General features: G+C 56.0%; 19 protein-coding genes and 1 other RNA gene. 16 read left to right on the forward strand and 4 right to left on the reverse strand.

What is annotated here, in order from left to right; translation table 11 throughout:
* The first annotated feature begins 2 nt into the window (after nucleotides 1-2).
* The 5 genes from pgk to QZH36_RS09595 all read left to right on the forward strand — a co-directional run bounded on the left by pgk (nucleotide 3) and on the right by QZH36_RS09595 (nucleotide 5,185).
* Nucleotides 3-1,163 (forward strand): phosphoglycerate kinase, encoded by a 1,161-nt coding sequence (gene pgk, locus QZH36_RS09575; RefSeq protein WP_253458627.1) that lies wholly within the window; start codon nucleotides 3-5, stop codon nucleotides 1,161-1,163.
* Between the two features lie 90 nt (nucleotides 1,164-1,253).
* Nucleotides 1,254-2,333 (forward strand): class II fructose-bisphosphate aldolase, encoded by a 1,080-nt coding sequence (gene fbaA / locus QZH36_RS09580; protein WP_125287332.1) that lies wholly within the window; start codon nucleotides 1,254-1,256, stop codon nucleotides 2,331-2,333.
* Nucleotides 2,334-2,618: 285 nt separating this feature from the next.
* Nucleotides 2,619-3,515, forward strand: a complete 897-nt coding sequence (gene mscS / locus QZH36_RS09585; protein WP_301730067.1) for a small-conductance mechanosensitive channel MscS — start codon at nucleotides 2,619-2,621, stop codon at nucleotides 3,513-3,515.
* A 179-nt stretch (nucleotides 3,516-3,694) separates the two neighbouring features.
* Nucleotides 3,695-4,315: an arginine exporter ArgO gene (gene argO, locus QZH36_RS09590; protein WP_301730068.1), complete on the forward strand. Its 621-nt coding sequence runs from the start codon at nucleotides 3,695-3,697 to the stop codon at nucleotides 4,313-4,315.
* A gap of 150 nt (nucleotides 4,316-4,465) precedes the next feature.
* Complete coding sequence (locus QZH36_RS09595) at nucleotides 4,466-5,185, forward strand: oxidative stress defense protein (protein WP_301730069.1); 720 nt, start codon at nucleotides 4,466-4,468, stop codon at nucleotides 5,183-5,185.
* A gap of 90 nt (nucleotides 5,186-5,275) precedes the next feature.
* Here the strand turns inward: QZH36_RS09595 and QZH36_RS09600 are convergent, their stop codons facing one another.
* On the reverse strand, nucleotides 5,276-6,172 hold the full coding sequence (locus tag QZH36_RS09600) for a LysR family transcriptional regulator ArgP (protein WP_125287336.1): 897 nt from the start codon (nucleotides 6,170-6,172) through the stop codon (nucleotides 5,276-5,278).
* 198 nt (nucleotides 6,173-6,370) lie between these two features.
* Here QZH36_RS09600 and rpiA point away from each other — a divergent pair, with 198 nt between their 5' ends.
* On the forward strand, nucleotides 6,371-7,030 hold the full coding sequence (rpiA, locus tag QZH36_RS09605; RefSeq protein WP_253458641.1) for a ribose-5-phosphate isomerase RpiA: 660 nt from the start codon (nucleotides 6,371-6,373) through the stop codon (nucleotides 7,028-7,030).
* Between the two features lie 638 nt (nucleotides 7,031-7,668).
* Nucleotides 7,669-8,904 (forward strand): phosphoglycerate dehydrogenase, encoded by a 1,236-nt coding sequence (gene serA / locus QZH36_RS09610; protein ID WP_253458643.1) that lies wholly within the window; start codon nucleotides 7,669-7,671, stop codon nucleotides 8,902-8,904.
* Here serA and QZH36_RS09615 read toward each other — a convergent pair.
* From QZH36_RS09615 to zapA, 3 genes are all read right to left on the reverse strand, one after another.
* Nucleotides 8,898-9,527, reverse strand: a complete 630-nt coding sequence (locus QZH36_RS09615; RefSeq protein WP_253458645.1) for a 5-formyltetrahydrofolate cyclo-ligase — start codon at nucleotides 9,525-9,527, stop codon at nucleotides 8,898-8,900. The two genes, serA and QZH36_RS09615, sit on opposite strands and share 7 nt — an antisense overlap.
* Nucleotides 9,528-9,609: 82 nt before the next feature.
* Nucleotides 9,610-9,794, reverse strand: a non-coding RNA gene (gene ssrS, locus QZH36_RS09620) — 6S RNA.
* A 41-nt stretch (nucleotides 9,795-9,835) separates the two neighbouring features.
* Nucleotides 9,836-10,165 carry a cell division protein ZapA gene (zapA, locus tag QZH36_RS09625; protein ID WP_125287340.1) on the reverse strand — a complete coding sequence of 110 codons (330 nt, stop codon included), beginning with the start codon at nucleotides 10,163-10,165 and terminating at the stop codon, nucleotides 9,836-9,838.
* A 170-nt stretch (nucleotides 10,166-10,335) separates the two neighbouring features.
* Between zapA and QZH36_RS09630 the strand changes: the two genes are divergently transcribed.
* The 9 genes from QZH36_RS09630 (at nucleotide 10,336) to gcvP (ending at nucleotide 21,186) form a co-directional block, all read left to right on the forward strand.
* Complete coding sequence (locus QZH36_RS09630; RefSeq protein WP_125287341.1) at nucleotides 10,336-10,914, forward strand: YecA/YgfB family protein; 579 nt, start codon at nucleotides 10,336-10,338, stop codon at nucleotides 10,912-10,914.
* An 81-nt stretch (nucleotides 10,915-10,995) separates the two neighbouring features.
* Entirely contained in the window at nucleotides 10,996-12,312 is a 1,317-nt protein-coding gene (gene pepP / locus QZH36_RS09635) for a Xaa-Pro aminopeptidase (RefSeq protein ID WP_301730070.1), read from the forward strand.
* Nucleotides 12,309-13,487 carry a 2-octaprenyl-6-methoxyphenyl hydroxylase gene (gene ubiH, locus QZH36_RS09640; RefSeq protein ID WP_301730071.1) on the forward strand — a complete coding sequence of 393 codons (1,179 nt, stop codon included), beginning with the start codon at nucleotides 12,309-12,311 and terminating at the stop codon, nucleotides 13,485-13,487. Before pepP ends, ubiH begins: the two co-directional genes overlap by 4 nt.
* A 13-nt stretch (nucleotides 13,488-13,500) precedes the next feature.
* Nucleotides 13,501-14,700, forward strand: a complete 1,200-nt coding sequence (ubiI, locus tag QZH36_RS09645; protein WP_253461226.1) for an FAD-dependent 2-octaprenylphenol hydroxylase — start codon at nucleotides 13,501-13,503, stop codon at nucleotides 14,698-14,700.
* A 385-nt stretch (nucleotides 14,701-15,085) separates the two neighbouring features.
* Entirely contained in the window at nucleotides 15,086-15,454 is a 369-nt protein-coding gene (locus QZH36_RS09650; protein ID WP_253458651.1) for a tlde1 domain-containing protein, read from the forward strand.
* Complete coding sequence (locus QZH36_RS09655; RefSeq protein ID WP_301730072.1) at nucleotides 15,451-15,876, forward strand: hypothetical protein; 426 nt, start codon at nucleotides 15,451-15,453, stop codon at nucleotides 15,874-15,876. The genes QZH36_RS09650 and QZH36_RS09655 overlap by 4 nt, the downstream gene beginning before the upstream one ends.
* Before the next feature lie 786 nt (nucleotides 15,877-16,662).
* The gene (gene gcvT / locus QZH36_RS09660; protein WP_253458653.1) at nucleotides 16,663-17,754 is read left to right on the forward strand and encodes a glycine cleavage system aminomethyltransferase GcvT; all 1,092 of its coding nucleotides are present in this window, start codon (nucleotides 16,663-16,665) and stop codon (nucleotides 17,752-17,754) included.
* Nucleotides 17,755-17,816: 62 nt separating this feature from the next.
* A complete protein-coding gene (gene gcvH / locus QZH36_RS09665; RefSeq protein WP_125287347.1) occupies nucleotides 17,817-18,203 on the forward strand; it encodes a glycine cleavage system protein GcvH in 387 nt (128 codons plus the stop codon).
* 115 nt (nucleotides 18,204-18,318) lie between these two features.
* Nucleotides 18,319-21,186, forward strand: coding sequence for an aminomethyl-transferring glycine dehydrogenase (gene gcvP, locus QZH36_RS09670; protein ID WP_370734681.1), 2,868 nt, complete (start codon nucleotides 18,319-18,321; stop codon nucleotides 21,184-21,186).
* The last annotated feature ends 12 nt before the right edge of the window (nucleotides 21,187-21,198 follow it).

Genomic DNA, 21,198 nt, shown 5'->3' on the forward strand with positions numbered 1-21,198 from the left:
CCATGTCAGTAATTAAAATGACCGATTTGGATCTTGCCGGGAAACGCGTACTGATTCGTTCTGATTTAAACGTGCCGGTTAAAGAGGGCAAAGTCACCTCTGACGCACGTATCCGTGCTTCACTGCCAACCATTGAAGCCGCGCTGAAACAGGGTGCGAAAGTGATGGTCACTTCTCACCTGGGCCGCCCGACCGAAGGCGAGTACAACGAAGAGTTCTCCCTGCTGCCAGTGGTTAACTACCTGAAAGAAAAACTTTCTTCTCCGGTTCGTCTGGAAAAAGACTACCTGGAAGGCGTTGATATCGCCGAGGGCGAGCTGGTAGTGCTGGAAAACGTTCGTTTTAACAAAGGCGAAAAGAAAGATGACGAGGCGCTGGCGAAAAAATATGCCGCGCTGTGCGACGTTTACGTGATGGACGCCTTCGGCACCGCGCACCGCGCCCAGGCTTCCACGCATGGCGTGGGGAAATTTGCGCCGGTAGCCTGCGCTGGCCCGCTGCTGGCCGATGAGCTGGAAGCGCTGGGCAAAGCGCTGAAAGAGCCTGCTCGTCCAATGGTGGCGGTGGTTGGCGGTTCTAAAGTTTCCACCAAATTCGACGTGCTGAACTCGCTGGTGAAAATCGCCGATACGGTGATCGTAGGCGGCGGCATCGCCAACACCTTCGTGGCTATCGACAACAAGGTGGGTAAATCCCTGTACGAGCCGGATTTCGTGGAAGCCGCGAAAAAACTGCGCGACGAATATAAAATTCCTGTGCCAACCGACTCCCGCGTCGGCACGGAATTCTCTGAAACTGCGCCTTCAACCGTGAAGAAAGTCTCCGAAGTTAAAGATGATGAAGAGATCATGGACTTTGGCGACGAAACCGCAGAAGCCATGGCTAAGTTGTTGAAAGAAGCCAAAACTATTCTGTGGAATGGCCCGGTGGGCGTGTTTGAATTCCCGAACTTCCGCAAAGGCACCGAAATCGTGGCGAAAGCCATTGCCGACAGCGACGCATTCTCTATCGCAGGCGGCGGTGATACGCTGGCTGCCATCGACCTCTTCGGCATTGAAGATAAGATTTCTTATATCTCTACCGGCGGCGGCGCTTTCCTTGAGTTCGTGGAAGGTAAAAAACTGCCTGCGGTAGCTATGCTGGAAGAACGCGCGAAACAGTAACCTCTGGGGCGGAGGGCTGCCTCCGCCAGAATGATTTGCCCCTTAAGGCGCAACATCTTTTCCTACTGCCGACGAAACAGGACAAAAGAAATGTCTAAAATTTTTGATTTCGTAAAACCAGGCGTTGTCACCGGTGACGACGTACAGAAAATCTTCAAAGTCGCAAAAGAGAACAAATTCGCACTGCCAGCGGTTAACTGTGTCGGCACCGATTCCATCAATGCCGTGCTGGAAACCGCCGCGAAAGTTAAAGCGCCGGTTATCATCCAGTTCTCCAACGGTGGCGCGGCGTTCATCGCCGGTAAAGGCCTGAAGTCCGATAAGCCGCAGGCTGCAGCCATCCTGGGCGCAATCTCCGGTGCGCATCACGTGCATCAGATGGCGGAACACTACGGCGTGCCGGTTATCCTGCATACCGACCACTGCGCGAAAAAACTGCTGCCGTGGATCGACGGTCTGCTGGACGCGGGCGAAGCTCACTTTGAAAAAACCGGTAAACCGCTGTTCTCTTCTCACATGATCGACCTGTCTGAAGAGTCGCTGGAAGAAAACATCGAAATCTGCAGCAAGTATCTGGCGCGTATGTCAAAAATCAACATGACGCTGGAAATCGAACTGGGCTGCACCGGCGGTGAAGAAGACGGCGTTGATAACAGCCATATGGATGCTTCCGCACTGTACACCCAGCCGGAAGACGTGAACTACGCTTACGAAAAACTGAACGCAATCAGCCCGCGTTTCACTATCGCGGCCTCTTTCGGTAACGTTCACGGCGTGTATAAGCCAGGCAACGTTAAGCTGACGCCAACCATCCTGCGTGATTCTCAGGAATATGTGACCAAAAAACATAACCTGGCGCACAACGCGCTGGACTTCGTTTTCCACGGCGGTTCCGGTTCTTCCGCTGCTGAAATCGAAGAGTCTATCAGCTACGGCGTGATCAAGATGAACATCGATACCGATACCCAATGGGCGACCTGGGACGGCATCCTGCAGTACTACAAAAAGAACGAAGGTTATCTGCAGGCGCAGCTGGGCAACCCGGAAGGCGCTGATAAACCAAACAAGAAATACTACGATCCGCGCGTATGGCTGCGCTCTGCTCAGACTTCCATGATTACTCGTCTGGAGCAGGCGTTTAAAGAACTGAACGCGGTAGACGTACTGTAATTTTCTCGTTCTGAACAGAAGGCTCCCTCGCGGAGCCTTTTTTTATGGGCAAATTTTAGAACGTCAGCGAAGTTTGCCTTCTGCATTTCTGTAAATATTGGCGCGGCTATCGGCTTTTCCCTTATTAAAAACCCTGCAAAAAAAGCGCCTTTGCGGTAACAAATTATTAATTTGCCTCGTTATTTGGCACCAGACAGCATTTTTAGTTACGCTTGAGGTTTGGGATGCCAGCCTGGACTGGCAGTCTGCTTACTTCCCGGCGGGGAACAACAACAGGATAAGCAAATGGAAGATTTGAACGTAGTCGACGGCGTTAACCGCGCTGGCAGCTGGCTGGTACACAATCAGGCGCTGCTGCTGAGCTATGCGGTAAATATTGTAGCGGCCATTATCATCCTGATTATCGGGACAATCGTAGCGCGTATCATTTCAAAAACGCTGAACAAGGTGCTGCGCGCTCGTCATATCGACGCCACCGTAGCCGATTTCCTTTCGGCGCTGGTGCGCTATGCCGTGATTGCGTTTACGCTGATTGCGGCGCTTGGGCGCGTAGGCGTACAGACGGCGTCGGTTATCGCCGTGCTGGGTGCCGCAGGTCTGGCCGTCGGTCTGGCTTTGCAGGGCTCGCTCTCCAACCTGGCAGCTGGCGTGCTGCTGGTGACTTTTCGTCCGTTCCGCACCGGTGACTTTATCGATATCGGCATTATGGGCACCGTACAACAGGTACAGATTTTCTCTACCACGCTGAAAACCGCGGACGGCAAAACTGTTGTGGTGCCAAACGGTAAAATTATCGCCGGCAACATCGTAAACTTCTCTCGCGAGCCGGTTCGCCGTAATGAATTTATCATTGGCGTCTCCTACGATGCCGACGCGGACCAGGTTCTCAAACTGCTGCGCGAAGTGGTGGATGCCGATCCTCGCGTGCTGCAGGATATGGGCGTACAGATTGGCCTGAACGAGCTGGCGGCTTCGTCGGTTAATTACGTGGTGCGCTGCTGGAGCAACGCGGGCGATCTGCAAAACGTATACTGGGATCTGATGAAGAACTTCAAGCGCACGCTGGATGCCAACAATATCGGTATCCCTTATCCGCAGATGGATGTGCACCTGCATCAGACGGCCGAAGCGAAAAGCGACGCTGCTCAGACTGCTGCGCCAGTACAGGCAAAGCCAGAGTAATGTTAGCCGGTTGAGCCTGACGGCTTGCTCATCATGCAAAAGAAAAGGCGGACTGCGGTTCGCCTTTTTACCGATCGTTATCATTAGCTAAGTTTATGGAGTATTAGAATCTTCAATTTCCTCTAATGATGCTGTCGCTATACACTCGCCGCCAGCTGAAACCGTTTGAGGAAGACTCTATGTTTGCCGTTTTTCTGCAGGGCATGGCGCTGGGCGCCGCGCTGATCCTGCCGCTGGGGCCGCAGAATGCTTTTGTGATGAACCAGGGCGTGCGCCGCCACTACCATTTAATGACCGCCGCGCTTTGTACGCTGAGCGATATCCTGCTGATTTGCGGTGGCGTGTTCGGTGGCAGCGCGCTGCTGACCCATTCCACCCTGCTGCTGAACCTGGTAACCTGGGGCGGCGTACTGTTTCTTTTGTGGTACGGCTGGGGGGCGCTGCGTACCGCCTTCAGCGGCGATGTGGCGCTGGCGTCATCGGAAGCGATGAAGCAGAGCCGTTGGCGCATTATCGCCACCATGCTGGCCGTAACCTGGCTGAATCCGCACGTCTATCTCGATACCTTTGTGGTGCTGGGTAGCCTGGGCGGCCAGCTTCCGGCAGAAGCGCGCAAATGGTTTGCACTGGGATCGGCCTGCGCCTCGCTAATCTGGTTTTTCGGCCTGGCTATCCTTGCCGCCTGGCTGGCACCGCGTCTCAATACCACCAAGGCGCAGCGTATTATTAATCTGCTGGTGGGACTGGTGATGTGGCTGATCGCCCTGAAGCTGGCGCTGCAGGCGCTGAATATCTGGTAAACACGGCCGAACTCATTCCAGGAATTAAGGTCATAGTCTGGCAGGTACAATCGCACTAAGATGCGAACTGATGGATAAATTGTGGAAGCCGGTACGCTGTAGTCAGGCCGGCTTCTTCTGCTATGACTGAAGTCCCATGGAGGATCTCCTTTGAAGCTGACCAAACTGGCGCTGGCCGCCCTTATTTTTACCTCGCCTTTTGCCGCCGTGGCGGATGAACTGCCTAACGGCCCGCATGTTGTCACGTCCGGGCAGGCAAGCGTCGACGCAACGCCTGATATTGCCACGCTGGCGATAGAGGTTGGCGTCTCGTCGAAAGATGCCTCTGAAGCGAAAAAACAGGCCGACAGCCGTGTCGCCCAGTATTTTGATTTTCTCCAGAAAAACGGCATTGATAAAAAAGATATCAACGCGGCCAACCTGCGTACGCAGCCGGAATACGATTATCTGAAAGACGGCAAATCGGAGCTGAAAGGCTATCGCGCGGTGCGTCAGGTGCAGGTTACGCTGCGCCAGCTTGATAAGCTGAACGAGCTGCTGGACGGCGCGCTGAAATCGGGCCTGAACGAAATCCGCTCCGTTGAGCTGGGCGTGGCTAATCCCGATAGCTATCGCGATAAAGCCCGCCAGGCCGCTATCGAAAACGCGACGCATCAGGCTAGCGAGCTGGCGAAAGGCTTTAACGCTCAGCTGGGGCCGGTTTACAGCATTCGCTATCACGTAGCCAACTATCAGCCGATGCCAATGGCGAGAATGTTTAAAACCGCCGACGCCGCGCCGATGAGCTCGGCCGCGCAAACCTACGAGCAGCAGAGCATTCACTTTGACGATCAGGTGGATGTGGTGTTTGAGCTACAGCGCAAGCAGTAATCTCAGCTTGCTGAAAGCCGCGTCCGGTAAGCATTCCGGACGCTTTTCTTTGCCAGGGATGCCAGGCAAAAATCCGCTCCAACCTGAGCGCTATTCCCCCTGGCGCAGCACGCGATGGCCGTGGGCAATCAGCGCGTCGGTCACTTTGCGCATCAGGCGGCTTTCCGGCGCAAAACGATGCCAGTACAGCATCCGGCGCTGAAACAGCCCCGGCGTCAGATCGATCAGTTCGCCTTCCGCCAGCTCGCGCTCAATCTGTAAGTGCGGGATCATACAGCAGGTCGTGCCCTGACGCGCCAGCTGCACAAAAGCCTCCGACGAGTTAACGATATGGCACGGCACGCTGCCGGGCGACAGATCGAAATTCTGCTGTAAAAACGCCTGATGCATATCGTCAAGATGATCGAAAGCCACCGCCGGCGCCTTCAGCAGTGCTGAGCGGGTCACGCCGTTCGGAAAGTAGCGCGCGGCAAACTCTTTCGAGCCGACAAACAGATAATCCAGCGCGCCGAGCTGATCCACCAGGCAGCTTGGCAGCGGCTGCGGCTGGATACTTACCGCGCCGACTACTTCGCCGCGCCGCAGGCGCTCCTGGGTACGGGTTTCGTCTTCCACCTGAAGATTCAGGCGCACCGGCGAATCGCTCAGCACCGTTTTCAGCGCGGGCAGCAGCCAGGTCGCCAGACTGTCGGCGTTCACTGCCAGCGACAGCAGCAGCGGCGTGGTGCCGCTGTTTTCATCGCCCAGCCACTCTTCTTCCAGCAGCTCTACCTGATGCAGCAACGCCAGCAGCTTTTGCCCCTGTTCGGTAGGGCGAGGCGGCACGGTGCGCACCAGCAGCGGCTGACCAAACATATTTTCCAGCTGCTTGATGCGCTGGGAAACGGCTGACTGGGTAATACAAAGTTTTTGCGCCGCGCGTTCAAAGCCGCGCTCGCGAATGACTGCATCCAGCGCCTGAAGCGTTCGATAGTCCGGGCGTTTCATTGTTGTTTTAGCTCTCTTTCAGGTGTGGAATCTGCACTATGCCATATTTTTGCCATTTTGCCCTGCGCTTAAAGCTGGCGTCCCGGTTTTGCGGCCTCTCTTCCAGAGTGACAACAAATGGCGCCGCAGAGCGGTTTTTTCAACGAGGGTTGCTTTATACTATCGCCACACAGTAGCAGCACGGATTCTAAACTTACCATGACGCAGGATGAACTGAAAAAAGCCGTTGGCTGGGCCGCGTTAAACTATGTTGAACGCGGCACTATCGTTGGCGTGGGCACCGGATCGACCGCCGCCCACTTTATTGATGCGCTGGGCTCGATTAAAAATGAGATTGAAGGCGCGGTCTCCAGCTCGGAGGCTTCCACGCTCCGGCTGAAAAGCTTAGGTATTCCGGTTTTCGATTTGAACGAGGTGGATTCCCTGTCGGTTTATGTTGACGGCGCCGACGAGATCAACAGCGCGATGCAGATGATTAAAGGCGGGGGCGCGGCGCTGACCCGTGAAAAAATCATTGCCGCCGTGGCGAAGAAGTTCGTCTGCATCGCCGACGAATCCAAGCAGGTCGACGTGCTGGGCAAATTTCCGCTGCCGGTCGAGGTCATTCCTATGGCTCGCAGCTTTGTGGCGCGCGAGCTGGTGAAGCTGGGCGGCCTGCCGGAATATCGTCAGCAGGTGGTCACCGATAACGGTAACGTCATCCTGGACGTGCATAATCTGAAAATCCTGGATGCCGTCGCGCTGGAAAAAGCCATCAACGCGCTGCCGGGCGTAGTCACGGTGGGGCTTTTCGCCACGCGTGGCGCGGACGTGGCGCTGATCGGCACGGCAAACGGTGTAAAAACGCTGGGCGATTAGCTGATTAGCGTGGCCGTTTTACCAGCCGGGAATGGCCGGTAGTGCATCAAGGTCGTGGCCGTCAGCCGCGACCTTAAGCGCCAGGCTCTAAGTCATAGCTGTAGCCATAGCTATAAGCGCCAGGTCATAGCCGTAGCCGTAAGCTCTGAATGCTAAGTGCTAAGAGCTAAGTGCTAAGTGCTAAGTGCCAGGTGCTAAATGCCAGGTACTAAATGCCAGGCCACAATCGATAAGCTCTAAGCTCTAAGCTCTAAGCTCTAAGCTCTAAGCTCTAAGCTCTAAGCTCTAAGCTCTAAGCTCTAAGCTCTAAGCTCTAAGCTCTAAGCTCTAAGCCATAAAAAAACGATCTTACCGGCGCGGCTATCGCCTCGGTTAATTTTTATAAAAAAACATCTTTTCTTTTGCCCCACAAATTTGGTGACTTATGTCACGGAATTTACCCCCGCCTCGCGATCCTGCTGACGATGCTTCACGTGTCATGATTATCTGCCGATTTATGCTGATGCTTTCGGCTGCCGTGCTGGCCGCAAGGCAATCGTTTGTATTGCCGCGCGCGTAAATTTTGATATTTTGACAGAAGGCTGACTTATTCCTCACGGAGTCAGTCACTTCTGAAGTCTGCTGAATAGGGTCGGGAAATGGCAAAAGTATCACTGGAGAAAGACAAGATTAAGTTCCTGCTGGTCGAAGGCGTGCACCAGAGCGCGATTGAGAATCTTCGGGCGTCAGGCTACACCAACATCGAATTTCACAAGGGCGCGCTGGACAGCGAAACGCTGAAAGAAGCGATCCGCGACGCGCACTTTATTGGTATCCGCTCGCGTACCAACCTGACCGAAGAGATTTTCGCTGCGGCAGAAAAACTCGTCGCGGTAGGCTGCTTCTGCATCGGCACTAACCAGGTCGATTTGCAGGCCGCAGAAAAACGCGGTATTCCGGTGTTCAATGCGCCTTTCTCCAATACCCGATCCGTAGCAGAACTGGTCATCGGCGAGCTGCTGCTGATGCTGCGCGGCGTACCGGCCGCCAATGCTAAAGCGCACCGCGGCATCTGGAACAAGCTGGCGGTCGGCTCTTATGAGGCGCGCGGCAAAAAGCTGGGCATTATCGGCTATGGCCATATCGGTATGCAGCTGGGCGTGCTGGCCGAAAGCTTAGGGATGCACGTCTACTTTTACGATATCGAAAGCAAGCTGCCGCTCGGCAACGCCACGCAGGTTCGCTACCTCTCCGAACTGCTGAATATGAGCGATGTGGTCAGCCTGCACGTGCCGGAAACGGCCTCCACCCAGAATATGATGGGTGCGGAAGAGCTGGCGATGATGAAACCCGGCTCGCTGCTGATCAACGCTTCACGCGGCACGGTAGTGGATATTCCGGCGCTGTGCAAAGTGCTGGCGGACAAACATCTGGCCGGCGCGGCCATCGACGTCTTCCCGGAAGAGCCGGCAACTAACGCCGATCCGTTTAATTCGCCGCTGTGCGAGTTCGACAACGTGATCCTGACGCCGCATATCGGCGGTTCAACGCAGGAAGCGCAGGAAAATATCGGGATTGAAGTAGCGGGTAAACTGGCGAAATACTCAGATAACGGCTCGACGCTGTCAGCGGTTAACTTCCCGGAAGTGTCGCTGCCGATGCATGGCCAGCAGAGCCGCCTGCTGCATATTCACGAGAACCGTCCCGGCGTGCTGACCGCCATCAACAATATCTTTGCCGGTCAGGGCATCAACATTGCCGCGCAGTATCTGCAAACCACGCCGCAGATGGGCTATGTGGTGATCGATATCGATGCGACGAAGGAAGTGGCCGACAACGCGCTTCAGCAGATGAAAGCGATTCCGGGCACCATTCGCGCTCGTCTGCTTTACTGATGACGCAAAGCGTCCCCGCTCGTGGGACGCTTTTCCTGCCATTGCCAGAGCCGCGAAGGCGTAATTATCGCCGGCAAAGGCACATCCCATTCCGCCACGGGCAATGTTTCTACCTGCTGACAGTCATGCGCCAGGCCGATCGGCAACAGGCCGTGCTGCGGCCAATTTTGCAGAGTGCGGTCATAAAAGCCGCCGCCCATACCCAGACGCTGTCCGGCCCGATCGAACGCCACCAGCGGCACCATTATCACATCCAGCTCGTCCAGCGTGGCCAGGTTGCGGATATCCAGCGGCGGTTCCGGGATACGCAGACGGTTAGGCTGCAACAGCGTTTCCGTGTCATAGCGCAGAAAAAGCAGCTGACCGCGTGAAAAAGGGTGCAGTACGGGCAGATAAACTTCCTGATGACGCTGCCAAAGTTTGGCAATCAGCGGACGGGTATCCAGTTCGCCGTCGAAGGACAGGAACAGCGCGATTTTGCGGGCCTGCTGAACGGGTTTGAAGCTTAGCGCATGTTCGGCGACCGTTACGGCGGCCAGGCGCTGCTGTTCTGGTGTCAGGTCACGACGCAAATGGCGAATGTGAGTACGAATATCCTGACGATCGAGAAGGCTGAGGTTCATCAGTTTCACCGTGTCGGAAGCGGGATAAAGCAGGGAACCCGAAAGCGCCGGGAAAAACATGGCTTTGCAGGTGGTAAAGAAGGGAATCTCCGAGATGCCGCCGCAGGCTGTAACCCTTGAACCCTTGGTTCAAGGTGAGTGTACCGTCATAACCATCAGGCTTCTCGGACGGACCGAGCATGCACACAGGTTACAGAGCGCCACACTCTGTTTGGTATGAAATATCGGCTCAGGGGACTGGCCCGCTTGCAAACACCTCAGAGAATTTTTTACATCACCGTTACTGTAACACAGATAACGTTAACGTGTTATTCGAATTGCGTTCCAGTTCTTTCCGTAATGCGACCTTGTTCAAGCAATGCCTGCTCGATAGTCTGCTGTAACATTCGGATACGCTGTTCCATATTACTGGCATAATCGCGGGTTTTCATCTTTTCCTGCGCTAACTCATGGCAGATGTTCAACGCGGCGATAAAAACCAATTGTTCAGTATTGGTGACTCTAGTGCGAACTTTAAGATCTTGCAACCGTTGATTAAGGTCTTCGGCGGCCAGATTCAGCGCATCTTGCTGTTCAGGCGGACAATTCACTCTTAAGGAACGGCCAAAAATTTGAATATCTACGGGCTGTGCAGACATAAAACCATCCTGACTGATTACTTCGCCGGTAATCTCCCTTGCCGCTCAATGGCTTGGGAGGGGCGCAACTATATCTACCCCTGGCAGAAGAAACAACCCCTTTCTGGAATCAAAGAGGCACCTGGTGGTAGCATAACACGAACTTATCCAGCCAACGATGACCAAAACCTATGTCACTAACAAACACAATGCCGGGCTACGACGCGCTGGCTTCAGCACTGACGCAGCAGGGCGTGGGAATGACCCCGGCTGAAATGCACGGCCTGATCAGCGGAATTCTCTGCGGCGGTAACAAGGACAGCAGCTGGCAGACGCTGGTACACGACTTAACGAACGAAGGCATGGCCTTCTCGCAGACGCTGGCTCAGCCTTTACAGCAGCTGCACCAGGGCATCGGCGATACGCTGGAAGACGAAGGTTTCCTGTTTCAACTCTATTTGCCGGAAGATGACGATATCACCGTCTTCGATCGGGCGGATGCGCTGGCGGGCTGGGTTAACCACTTTCTGCTGGGCCTGGGCGTGTCGCAGCCGAAGCTCGATAAGGTCAAGGGCGAAACGGGCGAGGCGATTGACGATCTGCGTACTATCGCCCAGCTCGGCTATGATGAAGATGAAGACCAGGAAGAGCTGGAACAGTCGTTGGAAGAGGTGATTGAGTATGTGCGCGTAGCGGCGCTGCTTTGCCACGACACCTTTACCCATATCGCGCCAACGGCGGTGGAAGTGAAAAAACCAACGCTGCACTAATTTCTGCCACGCCAGGGGCGGCGACAGAAAAAAAGCGCGCTGTATGCGGGCGCTAAGATGGATTGCATTCAGGAGAAGCGGATGACACAGCAAGAGTTCGTGCGCCGTCGCCAGGCGCTGCTGGCAAAAATGGCACCGGCCAGCGCGGCGGTGATCTTTGCCGCGCCGGAGGCGACGCGCAGCAATGACAGCGAGTACCCTTATCGGCAGAACAGCGATTTCTGGTATTTTACCGGCTTTAACGAGCCTGAAGCGGCGCTGGTGCTGATCAAAAGCGCGGAAAACCATAACCACAGCGTGCTGTTTAATCGCGTTCGCGATCTGACCGCTGAAATCTGGTTTGGCCGTCGTCTGGGTCAGGATGCCGCGCCGGAAAAACTCGCTGTCGATCGCGCGCTGCCCTGGGATGCCATCAGCGACCAGCTGCCGCAGCTGCTGAACGGCCTGGACGTGGTTTATCACGCGCAGGGACTTTACGAACAGGCCGACATGCTGCTGTTTGGCGCGTTGGAGAAGCTGCGGCGCGGCGCTCGTCAGAACCTGACCGCGCCGTCGACGCTGACCGACTGGCGGCCCTGGGTGCACGAGATGCGCCTGTTTAAATCGCCGGAAGAGCTGGCCGTGCTGCGTGAAGCCGGTCGTATCAGCGCGCTGGCGCATACGCGGGCGATGCGGCAGTGTCGGCCCGGAATGTTTGAGTATCAGCTCGAAGGCGAAATCCAGCACGAATTCAACCGTCACGGCGCGCGCTTTCCCTCTTACAACACCATAGTTGGCGCCGGTGAAAACGGCTGCATCCTGCACTATACCGAAAACGAGTCCAGGATGCGCGACGGCGATCTGGTGCTGATTGATGCGGGCTGCGAGCTGAAAGGCTACGCGGGCGACATTACGCGCACTTTCCCGGTTAACGGCAAATTCAGCAAGCCTCAGCGCGCCGTCTACGATATCGTGCTGGCATCGCTTAATCGGGCGCTGGAACTGTTTCGTCCCGGCACCAGCATCCGCGAAGTTAATGCGGAAGTCGTGCGCATTATGGTGACGGGGCTGGTCGGGCTGGGCGTAATGCAGGGTGATGTTGAGACGCTGATTGCGGAACAGGCGCATCGCCGGTTCTTTATGCACGGCCTGAGCCACTGGCTGGGGCTGGACGTGCACGATGTCGGCGGCTACGGTCACGAGCGCGATCGCGTGCTGGAGCCGGGCATGGTGTTGACGGTCGAGCCCGGTCTGTATATCGCGCCGGATGCGGATGTGCCTGTGGAATATCGCGGCATCGGTATCCGGGTGGAAGATGACATTCTGATCACCGAGGATGGCAACGAAAACCTGACCGACAGCGTGGTGAAAGATCCGGATGAGATTGAAGCATTAATGGCGGCGGCTAAAACATTATGAGCATGATCATCGCAGGCGGCGGGATGACGGGCGCGACGCTGGCGCTGGCTGTTTCCTGGCTGACCCAGGGCAGGCTGCCGGTGACGCTGGTCGAAGCGCAGGATCCGGCTTCAAGAGCGCATCCCGGCTATGACGGACGGGCGATAGCGCTGGCGGAAGGCACCTGCCAGCAGCTGGCGGCGATCAACCTCTGGCCCGCGCTGAAAGCGTGCGCCACGCCGATCACTCACGTTCACGTCAGCGATCGCGGGCACGCCAGCTTTGTGTCGCTGGCTGCGGAAGATTATGATATTCCCGCGCTGGGGCAGGTGGTTGAGCTGCACGATATCGGCCAGCGGCTGTTTAAGCTGCTGCAAAAAGCGCCGGGCGTACGCGTGGTCTGTCCGGCGAAGGTGGCGAAGGTCGAGCGGACGCAGCAGCAGGTCAGCGTGCTGCTGGATAATGACGAAACGCTGACGGGGCAGCTGCTGGTGGCCGCAGACGGTTCCCGCTCCGCCGTGGCCGCCTCCTGCGGCGTGCAGGTGGCTTCTGAGGATTATCAGCAGGTTGCTGTTATTGCCAACGTTTCCACCGCACAGCCGCATCAGGGAAGGGCATTTGAACGCTTTACCGAAAATGGCCCGCTGGCGCTGCTGCCGATGTCCTCTGGTCGCAGTTCGCTGGTGTGGTGCCACCCGCTGGCGCAAAAAGCGCAGATTGATAGCTGGGACGATCGGCAATTTTTAGACGAGCTGCAAAAAGCCTTTGGCTGGCGGCTGGGACGCTTTACCCAGGTTGGGCAGCGCTACAGCTATCCGTTGGCGCTGCTGTCCGCTTCGCAGCACGTCTCCCATCGGCTGGCGCTGGTTGGCAACGCGGCGCAAACGCTGCATCCGATTGCGGGCCAGGGATTTAATTTAGGTATCCGGGACGTAATGTCGCTGGCGGAATCCGTGGCCGCCGCCTGGCGGGCGCAGCAGGATATCGGCAGCTACGGCGTGCTACAACAGTTTCAGCAGCGTCGCCAGCCGGATGCCGTTGCTACTATCGGGATAACCGACAGTCTGGTCAGGCTGTTTGCTAACCGCTACACGCCGCTGGTGCTGGGGCGAAATCTGGGCCTGATGGTGATGGATTCGCTGCCGCTGGCGCGTAATTTGCTGGCCGAGCGCACGTTAGGCTGGGTCGAGCGTTAAGGAGAAAGCAGTGATGCAAACTTATGATGTTATTGTCGCCGGTGGCGGAATGGTCGGCCTGGCCGTCGCCTGTGGCTTACAGGGCAGCGGCATGAAAATCGCCGTGCTGGAACGCGAAGCGCCGCAGGCGACGAACGACAGCGCGCCGGCGCTGCGCGTCTCCGCCATTAATGCCGCCAGCGAGCGCCTGCTGCAGCACCTTGATGTCTGGAGCGCCATTCAGGCCAACCGCGCCAGCGCCTATCACGGGATGGAAGTCTGGGATCGCGACAGCTTCGGCCGGATTGAATTCGATGACGCTCAGCAGGGCCTGGCGCATCTGGGCCATATTATTGAAAATCCGGTTATTCACCGGGCGCTGTGGCAAAAAGCCAGCGAATCACGGGATATTACGCTGATTACGCCAGCGGAGCTGCAGCAGGTGGCGTTTGGCGATAACGAAGCTTTCGTCACGCTGGGCGATGGCACCATGATGACGGCGCGGCTGCTGGTGGCCGCCGACGGCGCCAACTCCTGGCTGCGTAACAAGGCGGATATTCCGCTGACGTTCTGGGATTACGATCACCATGCGCTGGTCGCTAATATTCGTACCGAACAGCCGCACGACGCCGTAGCGCGCCAGGTGTTTCACGGCGAAGGTATTCTGGCGTTTCTGCCGCTCAGCGATCCGCACCTCAGCTCAATCGTCTGGTCGCTGCCGCCGCAGGAAGCCACGCGTTTACAGTCAATGCCGGAAGAGGTCTTTAACCAGCAGCTGTCGGTCGCCTTCGATATGCGTCTGGGGCTGTGCAAACTGGAAAGCGAGCGTAAGGCTTTCCCGCTGATGGGCCGCTATGCGCGTAATTTCGCGGCGCATCGTCTGGCACTGGTTGGCGACGCGGCGCATACCATTCATCCCCTGGCGGGGCAGGGCGTTAACCTGGGCTTTATGGATGCCGCCGAGCTGATCGGCGAGATCAAACGTCTGCATCAGCAGGGCAAAGATATTGGCCAGCACCTTTACCTGCGACGCTACGAGCGCAGCCGCAAGCACAGCGCGGCCGTGATGCTGGCAAGTATGCAGGGCTTTCGCGAGCTGTTTAAAGGCAATAATCCCGCGAAGAAGCTGCTGCGTGATATCGGCCTGAGCCTGGCGGATAATTTGCCTGGCGTGAAGCCGCGTCTGTTAAAGCAGGCGATGGGCCTGCACGATCTGCCGGAGTGGCTGCGGTAATAAATTGCAGCGTTCAGGCCCGACCTGAACGCTGGTTATTTTATCCCACATCTGTCATTGTTTACCTCATATTTCCTTATCATCCTTGCTTCAGTCTGAGAAATAATGCGGCAGGCACTTACCCGTCTGCAACCTGGTGCTTCTGCCACAATACGAAAAGAAAACACATCGGGGAGCGGTGCATGACCCGTAAGTGTCATACGCAGAGAATTCCTGGTTTGCGCAGATAATACGACCGGCCCGGACAAAATCAATCCCTTTTTTGATGATGGTCATAAGACTGCCTGATTTTGCTTTGCCGCTCTGGAAGTGTTTAAAGGAATTGTGTTAAGTCACTACGCAACAGGAGTAAAACGATAGTCGATGTAAACAAGGAGAGTAACTCATGGCATGGAATTACAATGTAATGCTCAGGACCTTCAAACATAACGGTATATATAAGTTCAGTGCGCGTTACGCTGGCGCGCCGGGCTATAAGGATAATCCTGAGTATGAATGTCTGCGTGATAAAGGTCCATTACCGAGAGGGAAGTACAGGATTGTGGGCATACCGTTCACGCATAAAAAAGCAGGTGTGTTTACGCTAAGGCTGGAACCAGACAGGGGCAACAGCATGTGCAATCGCGAGGGTTTTTTAATTCATGGTGACAGCAAAAAGGCGCCCGGTACGGCATCAAATGGCTGCATTATACTGGCTCCCTGGTATCGTCAACAAATATGGGACAGCATGGACAAGGAGCTGATTGTTGAATGAAGTATCTACTGTTATTTCTGTGCCTGACCGCATTCAGCTCTGTAGCTGTTATTGATAATAATTGCAAAGACCTGCACTCCGGAACTGCAATAGCCATGACGGATACAATGTCTGCTACTTTGAATATAGATAAAAATACGATAGCAAAGGAGGAAACTAAAACAGAGCTTATTTTTAACGAGCCTGTAAGTGACATTCTTTCAGAACAATATGCTCTTGAAGTTTTAAAGAACGCCCAGAGTGAAAAAATACCCAAAGTAAAGGAGATCTTTTCCCAATACAATGCCAGGAACCTGATAATTAAGTTCACATTCAAAGATATCAACAATAAAGAAGATATCTTTCTGGTTTCGGCTATTGCTAATGATTACGAATGCGACGTGAAGTTTAATGGTTTTATTACTGTTAAGCGTGAATTTTGATTTTTGCTCCTTTGCTCCTTTGCCCCTTTGCCCCTTTGCCCCGGTGTAGGGGCTTCTTAATTTCCGCGCGTTACTTTCCGGACTGCGCACCAGCATGATTTTTTTCGACCCTCGCATTCGTCACCAGTATCAAAAAAGGCACGGTAAGCCTGGCGGGCATAGGTTTAAATCCGAGGCCAGCGCAGCGCGTCTCCGCCATTAACGCTTCCCTGTCTAACGTAGAGTTGGAAGCAAAAAGGCCAGAGCGACATTCATTCTTTGTAGATAGCACATGCAAAAAACGCCAGGTTGTAAGTAATACAGTAACTTTATGCACTAGCACACCTTTCATGCCTAATACTGAGTCTTTATGTTTTTAAATCACAGGTGAAGTACATCCTGAGCGCGCCATTCTTAAGATGTAAACAAGGAAATTTCATCCGGTGCATCTTGATTGTGCAGCCTGCCCCAAACGGGCGCGTCGTTTGAGAAATTCTAATTTAGCGTGCTTCTTCGCATTACTTTTACTAATCATCAGGTTTGAGCCATAAAGCAGGTTTTTATCTTCAACGGGCTGATACCTTACTTTTATCCTGAGATTTTGGCTGCTTAATAACATATTTGCGTATTAACTGCGCAAAAAGTGGTGATTTTATCTGTCTGATTTTGCTGCCTGAGAACACCGTCAAAAAAATCATACCCGTTTTAACTTATGGTTAACGCTGGATTTCGGTGGTAAGTTCGGAGCAAGGATATCGTTTGCGCCGGGCTGCCTGCCGACGCCGAACACTTTGCCTGAGGAAGAAGATGAAACAGACCCCTTTGTTCGAACAGCATCAGGCCTGCGGCGCGCGCATGGTGGATTTTCATGGCTGGATGATGCCGCTGCACTACGGTTCGCAGCTGGATGAGCATCATACGGTTCGTAGCGATGCCGGCATGTTCGACGTGTCGCATATGACTATTGTCGATCTGCACGGCGTCCGCACCCGGGAATTTTTACGCTACCTGCTGGCCAACGACGTCGCCAAACTGACCCAGCCCGGCAAAGCGCTTTATACCGCTATGCTCAACGCCTCCGCTGGCGTAATCGACGATCTGATTGTTTACTTTATGACCGAAGAGTTTTTCCGGCTGGTGGTGAACTCCGCCACGCGGGAAAAAGATCTCGCCTGGATTACCCAACATGCGGAAGGCTATGGCGTGACGCTGACCGAGCGCGACGACCTGGCGCTGATCGCGGTGCAGGGGCCGCAGGCGCAGGCAAAAGCCCGTTCGCTGTTCGATGAGGCGCAGCGAGAGGCCGTAGCGGACATGAAGCCCTTCTTTGGCGTGCAGGCTGGCGAGTTGTTTATTGCTACCACAGGCTACACCGGCGAAGCCGGGTATGAAATCGCCCTGCCCAACGAGCAGGCGGCGGATTTCTGGCAAAAGCTGCTGGCGGCGGGCGTGAAGCCTGCCGGTCTGGGCGCGCGCGATACCCTGCGCCTGGAAGCCGGCATGAATTTATACGGGCAGGAAATGGACGAGGGCGTTTCGCCGCTGGCGGCCAATATGGGCTGGACAATCGGCTGGCAGCCTCAAGAGCGCGATTTTATCGGCCGCGAGGCGCTGGCGTCGCAGCGTGAAAAAGGCACCGAGCAGCTGGTCGGTCTGGTGATGACCGAGAAAGGCGTACTGCGCAACGGCTTACCGGTGCGCTTTACCGACGCGACCGGCAACCTGCAGGAAGGCATTATCACCAGCGGCTCTTTCTCGCCAACTTTAGGCTACAGCATTGCGCTGGCTCGCGTTCCCGCAGGCATTGGCGAGCAGGCGATTGTGCAAATCCGCAACCGTGAAATGCCGGTTCGCGTGACCAAACCCGTTTTTGTACGCGCCGGTAAAGCGGTGGCGTAAAAGGCGCTTTCCGCGCTTCAGCTGCGGAAAACGACCCGGAATTATTTTAAGGAGATCAGGCGATGAGCAATGTTCCAAACGAACTAAAATACCGTGAAAGCCATGAGTGGGTGCGTAAAGAAGAAGATGGTACCTATACCGTAGGCATCACCGCCCACGCGCAGGAGCTGCTGGGCGATATGGTGTTTGTCGATCTGCCCGAAGTGGGCAACACCTACAGCCAGGGCGAAGACTGCGCCGTAGCCGAGTCGGTAAAGGCCGCATCCGATATTTATGCGCCGGTCAGCGGCGAAATTGTCGAAGTCAACGGCGCGCTGGAAAGCGAACCGGAGCTGGTCAACAGCGATCCCTACAGCGATGGCTGGCTGTTCCGCATTAAGGCCAGCGACGAGTCCGAACTGGAATCGCTGATGGACGCGGACGCCTACAAAACCAGCATTGACGAATAGACGGCGGCAGCGCGGGCCGTATTTTACGGCCCGGCTTCGTTTCGTCAGCGATTTATTAGCCCTCTCCGGAGAGATCTCTCCTTAATGCCTTTGCCCGATGCAGGATTTACCGCTAATGACTACTCTCAGCCAGCTTGAACATACCGGCGCTTTTATCGAACGCCATATCGGCCCTTCGCCAGCCCAGCAGGAAGCGATGCTGAACGCGGTAGGCGCCGCCTCTCTCAGCGAGTTGATTACCGCTATCGTCCCGGCTGATATTCAGCTGCCCGGCGCGCCTGCCGTCGGCGATCCCCTGACCGAACATCAGGCGCTGGCCGAGCTAAAAGCGATCGCCAGCCGCAACCTGCGTTATAAATCCTGTATCGGGATGGGCTACACGCCGGTGCTGACGCCGCCGGTTATTCTGCGCAACATGCTGGAAAATCCCGGCTGGTACACTGCCTATACGCCTTATCAGCCCGAGGTTTCTCAGGGCCGACTGGAAGCGCTGTTGAACTTCCAGCAGGTCACGCTGGATTTGACCGGCCTGGATATCGCCTCTGCTTCGCTGTTGGATGAAGCAACCGCCGCCGCCGAGGCGATGGCGATGGCGAAGCGCGTCAGCAAGCTAAAAAACGCCAACCGCTTCTTTGTGGCCGAGGATATTCATCCGCAGACGCTGGACGTGGTGCGGACGCGGGCGGAAACCTTTGGCTTTGAGGTGGTGGTCGATAAGGCGGCGCGCGTGCTGGATCATCAGGACGTGTTCGGCGTGCTGCTACAGCAGGTCGGCACCACTGGCGAGGTACATGACTACACCTCGCTGATCCATGAGCTGAAGGCGCGGAAAGTGATAGTCAGCGTCGCTGCGGATTTTATGTCGCTGGTGCTGCTGACCGCACCGGGAAAACAGGGCGCGGATATCGTGTTTGGCTCTGCGCAGCGTTTTGGCGTTCCGATGGGCTACGGCGGCCCTCACGCAGCCTTCTTTGCCGCCCGCGACGAATACAAACGCTCAATGCCAGGGCGCATTATCGGCGTCTCGCGCGATGCGGCGGGCAACACGGCGCTGCGGATGGCAATGCAGACTCGCGAGCAGCATATCCGTCGTGAAAAGGCCAACTCCAATATTTGTACGTCACAGGTGCTGTTGGCCAATATCGCCAGCCTGTACGCGGTCTTCCACGGCCCGCACGGCCTGAAACGCATCGCCTCGCGCATTCATCGCCTGACGGATATCCTGGCGGCCGGGCTGCAAAAGGGCGGCATGACGCTGCGCCATCAGAGCTGGTTCGATACGCTGACCGTTGAAGTCACGGATAAAGCCGCGGTGCTGGATCGCGCGCTGAGTTTCGGCATCAATCTGCGCACCGATATCCACAACGCGGTGGGCATCACCCTGGATGAAACCACGCTGCGGGAAGATGTGGCGGCGCTGTTCTCCGTGCTGCTGGGCGAAAATCACGGTCTGGATATCGACGAGCTGGACAGCGCCGTGGCCGACAGCGCGTCCGTTCCGCCAGCGATGCTGCGCAAAGAGCCCATCCTGACGCATCCGGTCTTTAACCGTTACCACAGCGAAACCGAGATGATGCGCTATATGCACAGCCTGGAGCGCAAGGATCTGGCGCTGAATCAGGCGATGATCCCGCTCGGCTCCTGCACCATGAAGCTGAACGCCGCCGCTGAGATGATCCCGATTACCTGGCCGGAATTCGCGGAGCTGCACCCGTTCTGTCCTGCCGATCAGGCCGCCGGCTATCTGCAAATGATCGGCCAGCTGTCGCAGTGGCTGGTGCAGCTGACCGGCTATGACGCGCTCTGTATGCAGCCTAACTCCGGCGCGCAGGGCGAGTATGCGGGCCTGCTGGCGATCCGCCGCTATCACGAAAGCCGTGGTGAAGCCGGACGTAATATCTGTCTGATCCCCAGCTCGGCGCACGGCACCAATCCGGCCTCGGCACAGATGGCGGGCATGGCGGTAGTCGTGGTGGCCTGTGACAAACAGGGTAATATCGATCTGCACGATCTGCGGCAGAAAGCGGAACAGGCGGGCGAAGCGCTCTCCTGCATTATGGTGACCTATCCTTCCACGCACGGCGTCTATGAAGAAACCATCCGCGAGGTTTGCCAGATCGTTCATCAGTATGGCGGCCAGGTTTATCTGGACGGTGCCAACATGAACGCCCAGGTCGGCATCACCACGCCTGGCTATATCGGCGCGGACGTCTCGCACCTTAACCTGCATAAAACCTTCTGTATTCCGCACGGCGGCGGCGGGCCAGGCATGGGGCCGATTGGCGTAAAAGCCCATCTGGCGCCATTTGTGCCGGGCCACAGCGTGGTGCAGATTGACGACATGCTGACGCAGCAGGGCGCGGTGTCCGCCGCGCCGTTCGGCAGCGCTTCTATTCTGCCTATCAGCTGGATGTATATCCGCATGATGGGCGCGGAAGGGCTGAAGCAGGCCAGTTCGGTAGCGATCCTGAACGCCAACTATATTGCTGCGCGCCTGAAATCGGCCTATCCGATCCTGTATGCCGGACGGGATGGGCGGGTAGCGCATGAATGCATCCTGGATATTCGTCCGCTGAAAGAGCAAACCGGCATCAGCGAACTGGATATTGCCAAACGCCTGATCGACTATGGCTTCCACGCGCCGACCATGTCCTTCCCGGTGGCGGGCACGCTGATGGTGGAGCCGACGGAATCGGAAAGCAAAGTGGAGTTGGATCGCTTTATCGACGCCATGCTGGCTATCCGCATGGAGATCGACCGCGTGGCGGAAGGTGAGTGGCCAGCGGAAGATAACCCGTTAGTTAATGCGCCCCATACGCAAATGGAGCTGGTCGGCGAGTGGTCGCATCCCTACACGCGCGAGCTGGCGGTCTTCCCGGCGGGCAGCGCGAATAAATACTGGCCGACCGTCAAGCGTCTTGACGATGTTTATGGCGATCGAAATCTGTTCTGCTCCTGTTTGCCGATGAGCGAATATGAATAAAGCAGCATAGCG

Origin of the sequence: Erwinia wuhanensis, assembly GCF_030484085.1 — a bacterium.
Lineage (GTDB): Bacteria > Pseudomonadota > Gammaproteobacteria > Enterobacterales > Enterobacteriaceae > Erwinia > Erwinia aeris.

What these genes read in the sequence shown, in the direction of transcription:
- mscS (WP_301730067.1), top strand. Translation starts at nt 2,619, where the DNA reads ATGGAAGATTTGAACGTAGTCGACGGCGTTAACCGCGCTGGCAGCTGG.
- ubiI (WP_253461226.1), top strand. Translation starts at nt 13,501, where the DNA reads ATGCAAACTTATGATGTTATTGTCGCCGGTGGCGGAATGGTCGGCCTG.
- rpiA (WP_253458641.1), top strand. Translation starts at nt 6,371, where the DNA reads ATGACGCAGGATGAACTGAAAAAAGCCGTTGGCTGGGCCGCGTTAAAC.
- gcvH (WP_125287347.1), top strand. Translation starts at nt 17,817, where the DNA reads ATGAGCAATGTTCCAAACGAACTAAAATACCGTGAAAGCCATGAGTGG.
- ubiH (WP_301730071.1), top strand. Translation starts at nt 12,309, where the DNA reads ATGAGCATGATCATCGCAGGCGGCGGGATGACGGGCGCGACGCTGGCG.
- QZH36_RS09600 (WP_125287336.1), bottom strand. Translation starts at nt 6,172, where the DNA reads ATGAAACGCCCGGACTATCGAACGCTTCAGGCGCTGGATGCAGTCATT.
- QZH36_RS09650 (WP_253458651.1), top strand. Translation starts at nt 15,086, where the DNA reads ATGGCATGGAATTACAATGTAATGCTCAGGACCTTCAAACATAACGGT.
- fbaA (WP_125287332.1), top strand. Translation starts at nt 1,254, where the DNA reads ATGTCTAAAATTTTTGATTTCGTAAAACCAGGCGTTGTCACCGGTGAC.
- argO (WP_301730068.1), top strand. Translation starts at nt 3,695, where the DNA reads ATGTTTGCCGTTTTTCTGCAGGGCATGGCGCTGGGCGCCGCGCTGATC.
- QZH36_RS09655 (WP_301730072.1), top strand. Translation starts at nt 15,451, where the DNA reads ATGAAGTATCTACTGTTATTTCTGTGCCTGACCGCATTCAGCTCTGTA.
- gcvP (WP_370734681.1), top strand. Translation starts at nt 18,319, where the DNA reads ATGACTACTCTCAGCCAGCTTGAACATACCGGCGCTTTTATCGAACGC.
- serA (WP_253458643.1), top strand. Translation starts at nt 7,669, where the DNA reads ATGGCAAAAGTATCACTGGAGAAAGACAAGATTAAGTTCCTGCTGGTC.
- QZH36_RS09615 (WP_253458645.1), bottom strand. Translation starts at nt 9,527, where the DNA reads ATGAACCTCAGCCTTCTCGATCGTCAGGATATTCGTACTCACATTCGC.
- gcvT (WP_253458653.1), top strand. Translation starts at nt 16,663, where the DNA reads ATGAAACAGACCCCTTTGTTCGAACAGCATCAGGCCTGCGGCGCGCGC.
- pepP (WP_301730070.1), top strand. Translation starts at nt 10,996, where the DNA reads ATGACACAGCAAGAGTTCGTGCGCCGTCGCCAGGCGCTGCTGGCAAAA.
- zapA (WP_125287340.1), bottom strand. Translation starts at nt 10,165, where the DNA reads ATGTCTGCACAGCCCGTAGATATTCAAATTTTTGGCCGTTCCTTAAGA.
- QZH36_RS09630 (WP_125287341.1), top strand. Translation starts at nt 10,336, where the DNA reads ATGTCACTAACAAACACAATGCCGGGCTACGACGCGCTGGCTTCAGCA.
- pgk (WP_253458627.1), top strand. Translation starts at nt 3, where the DNA reads ATGTCAGTAATTAAAATGACCGATTTGGATCTTGCCGGGAAACGCGTA.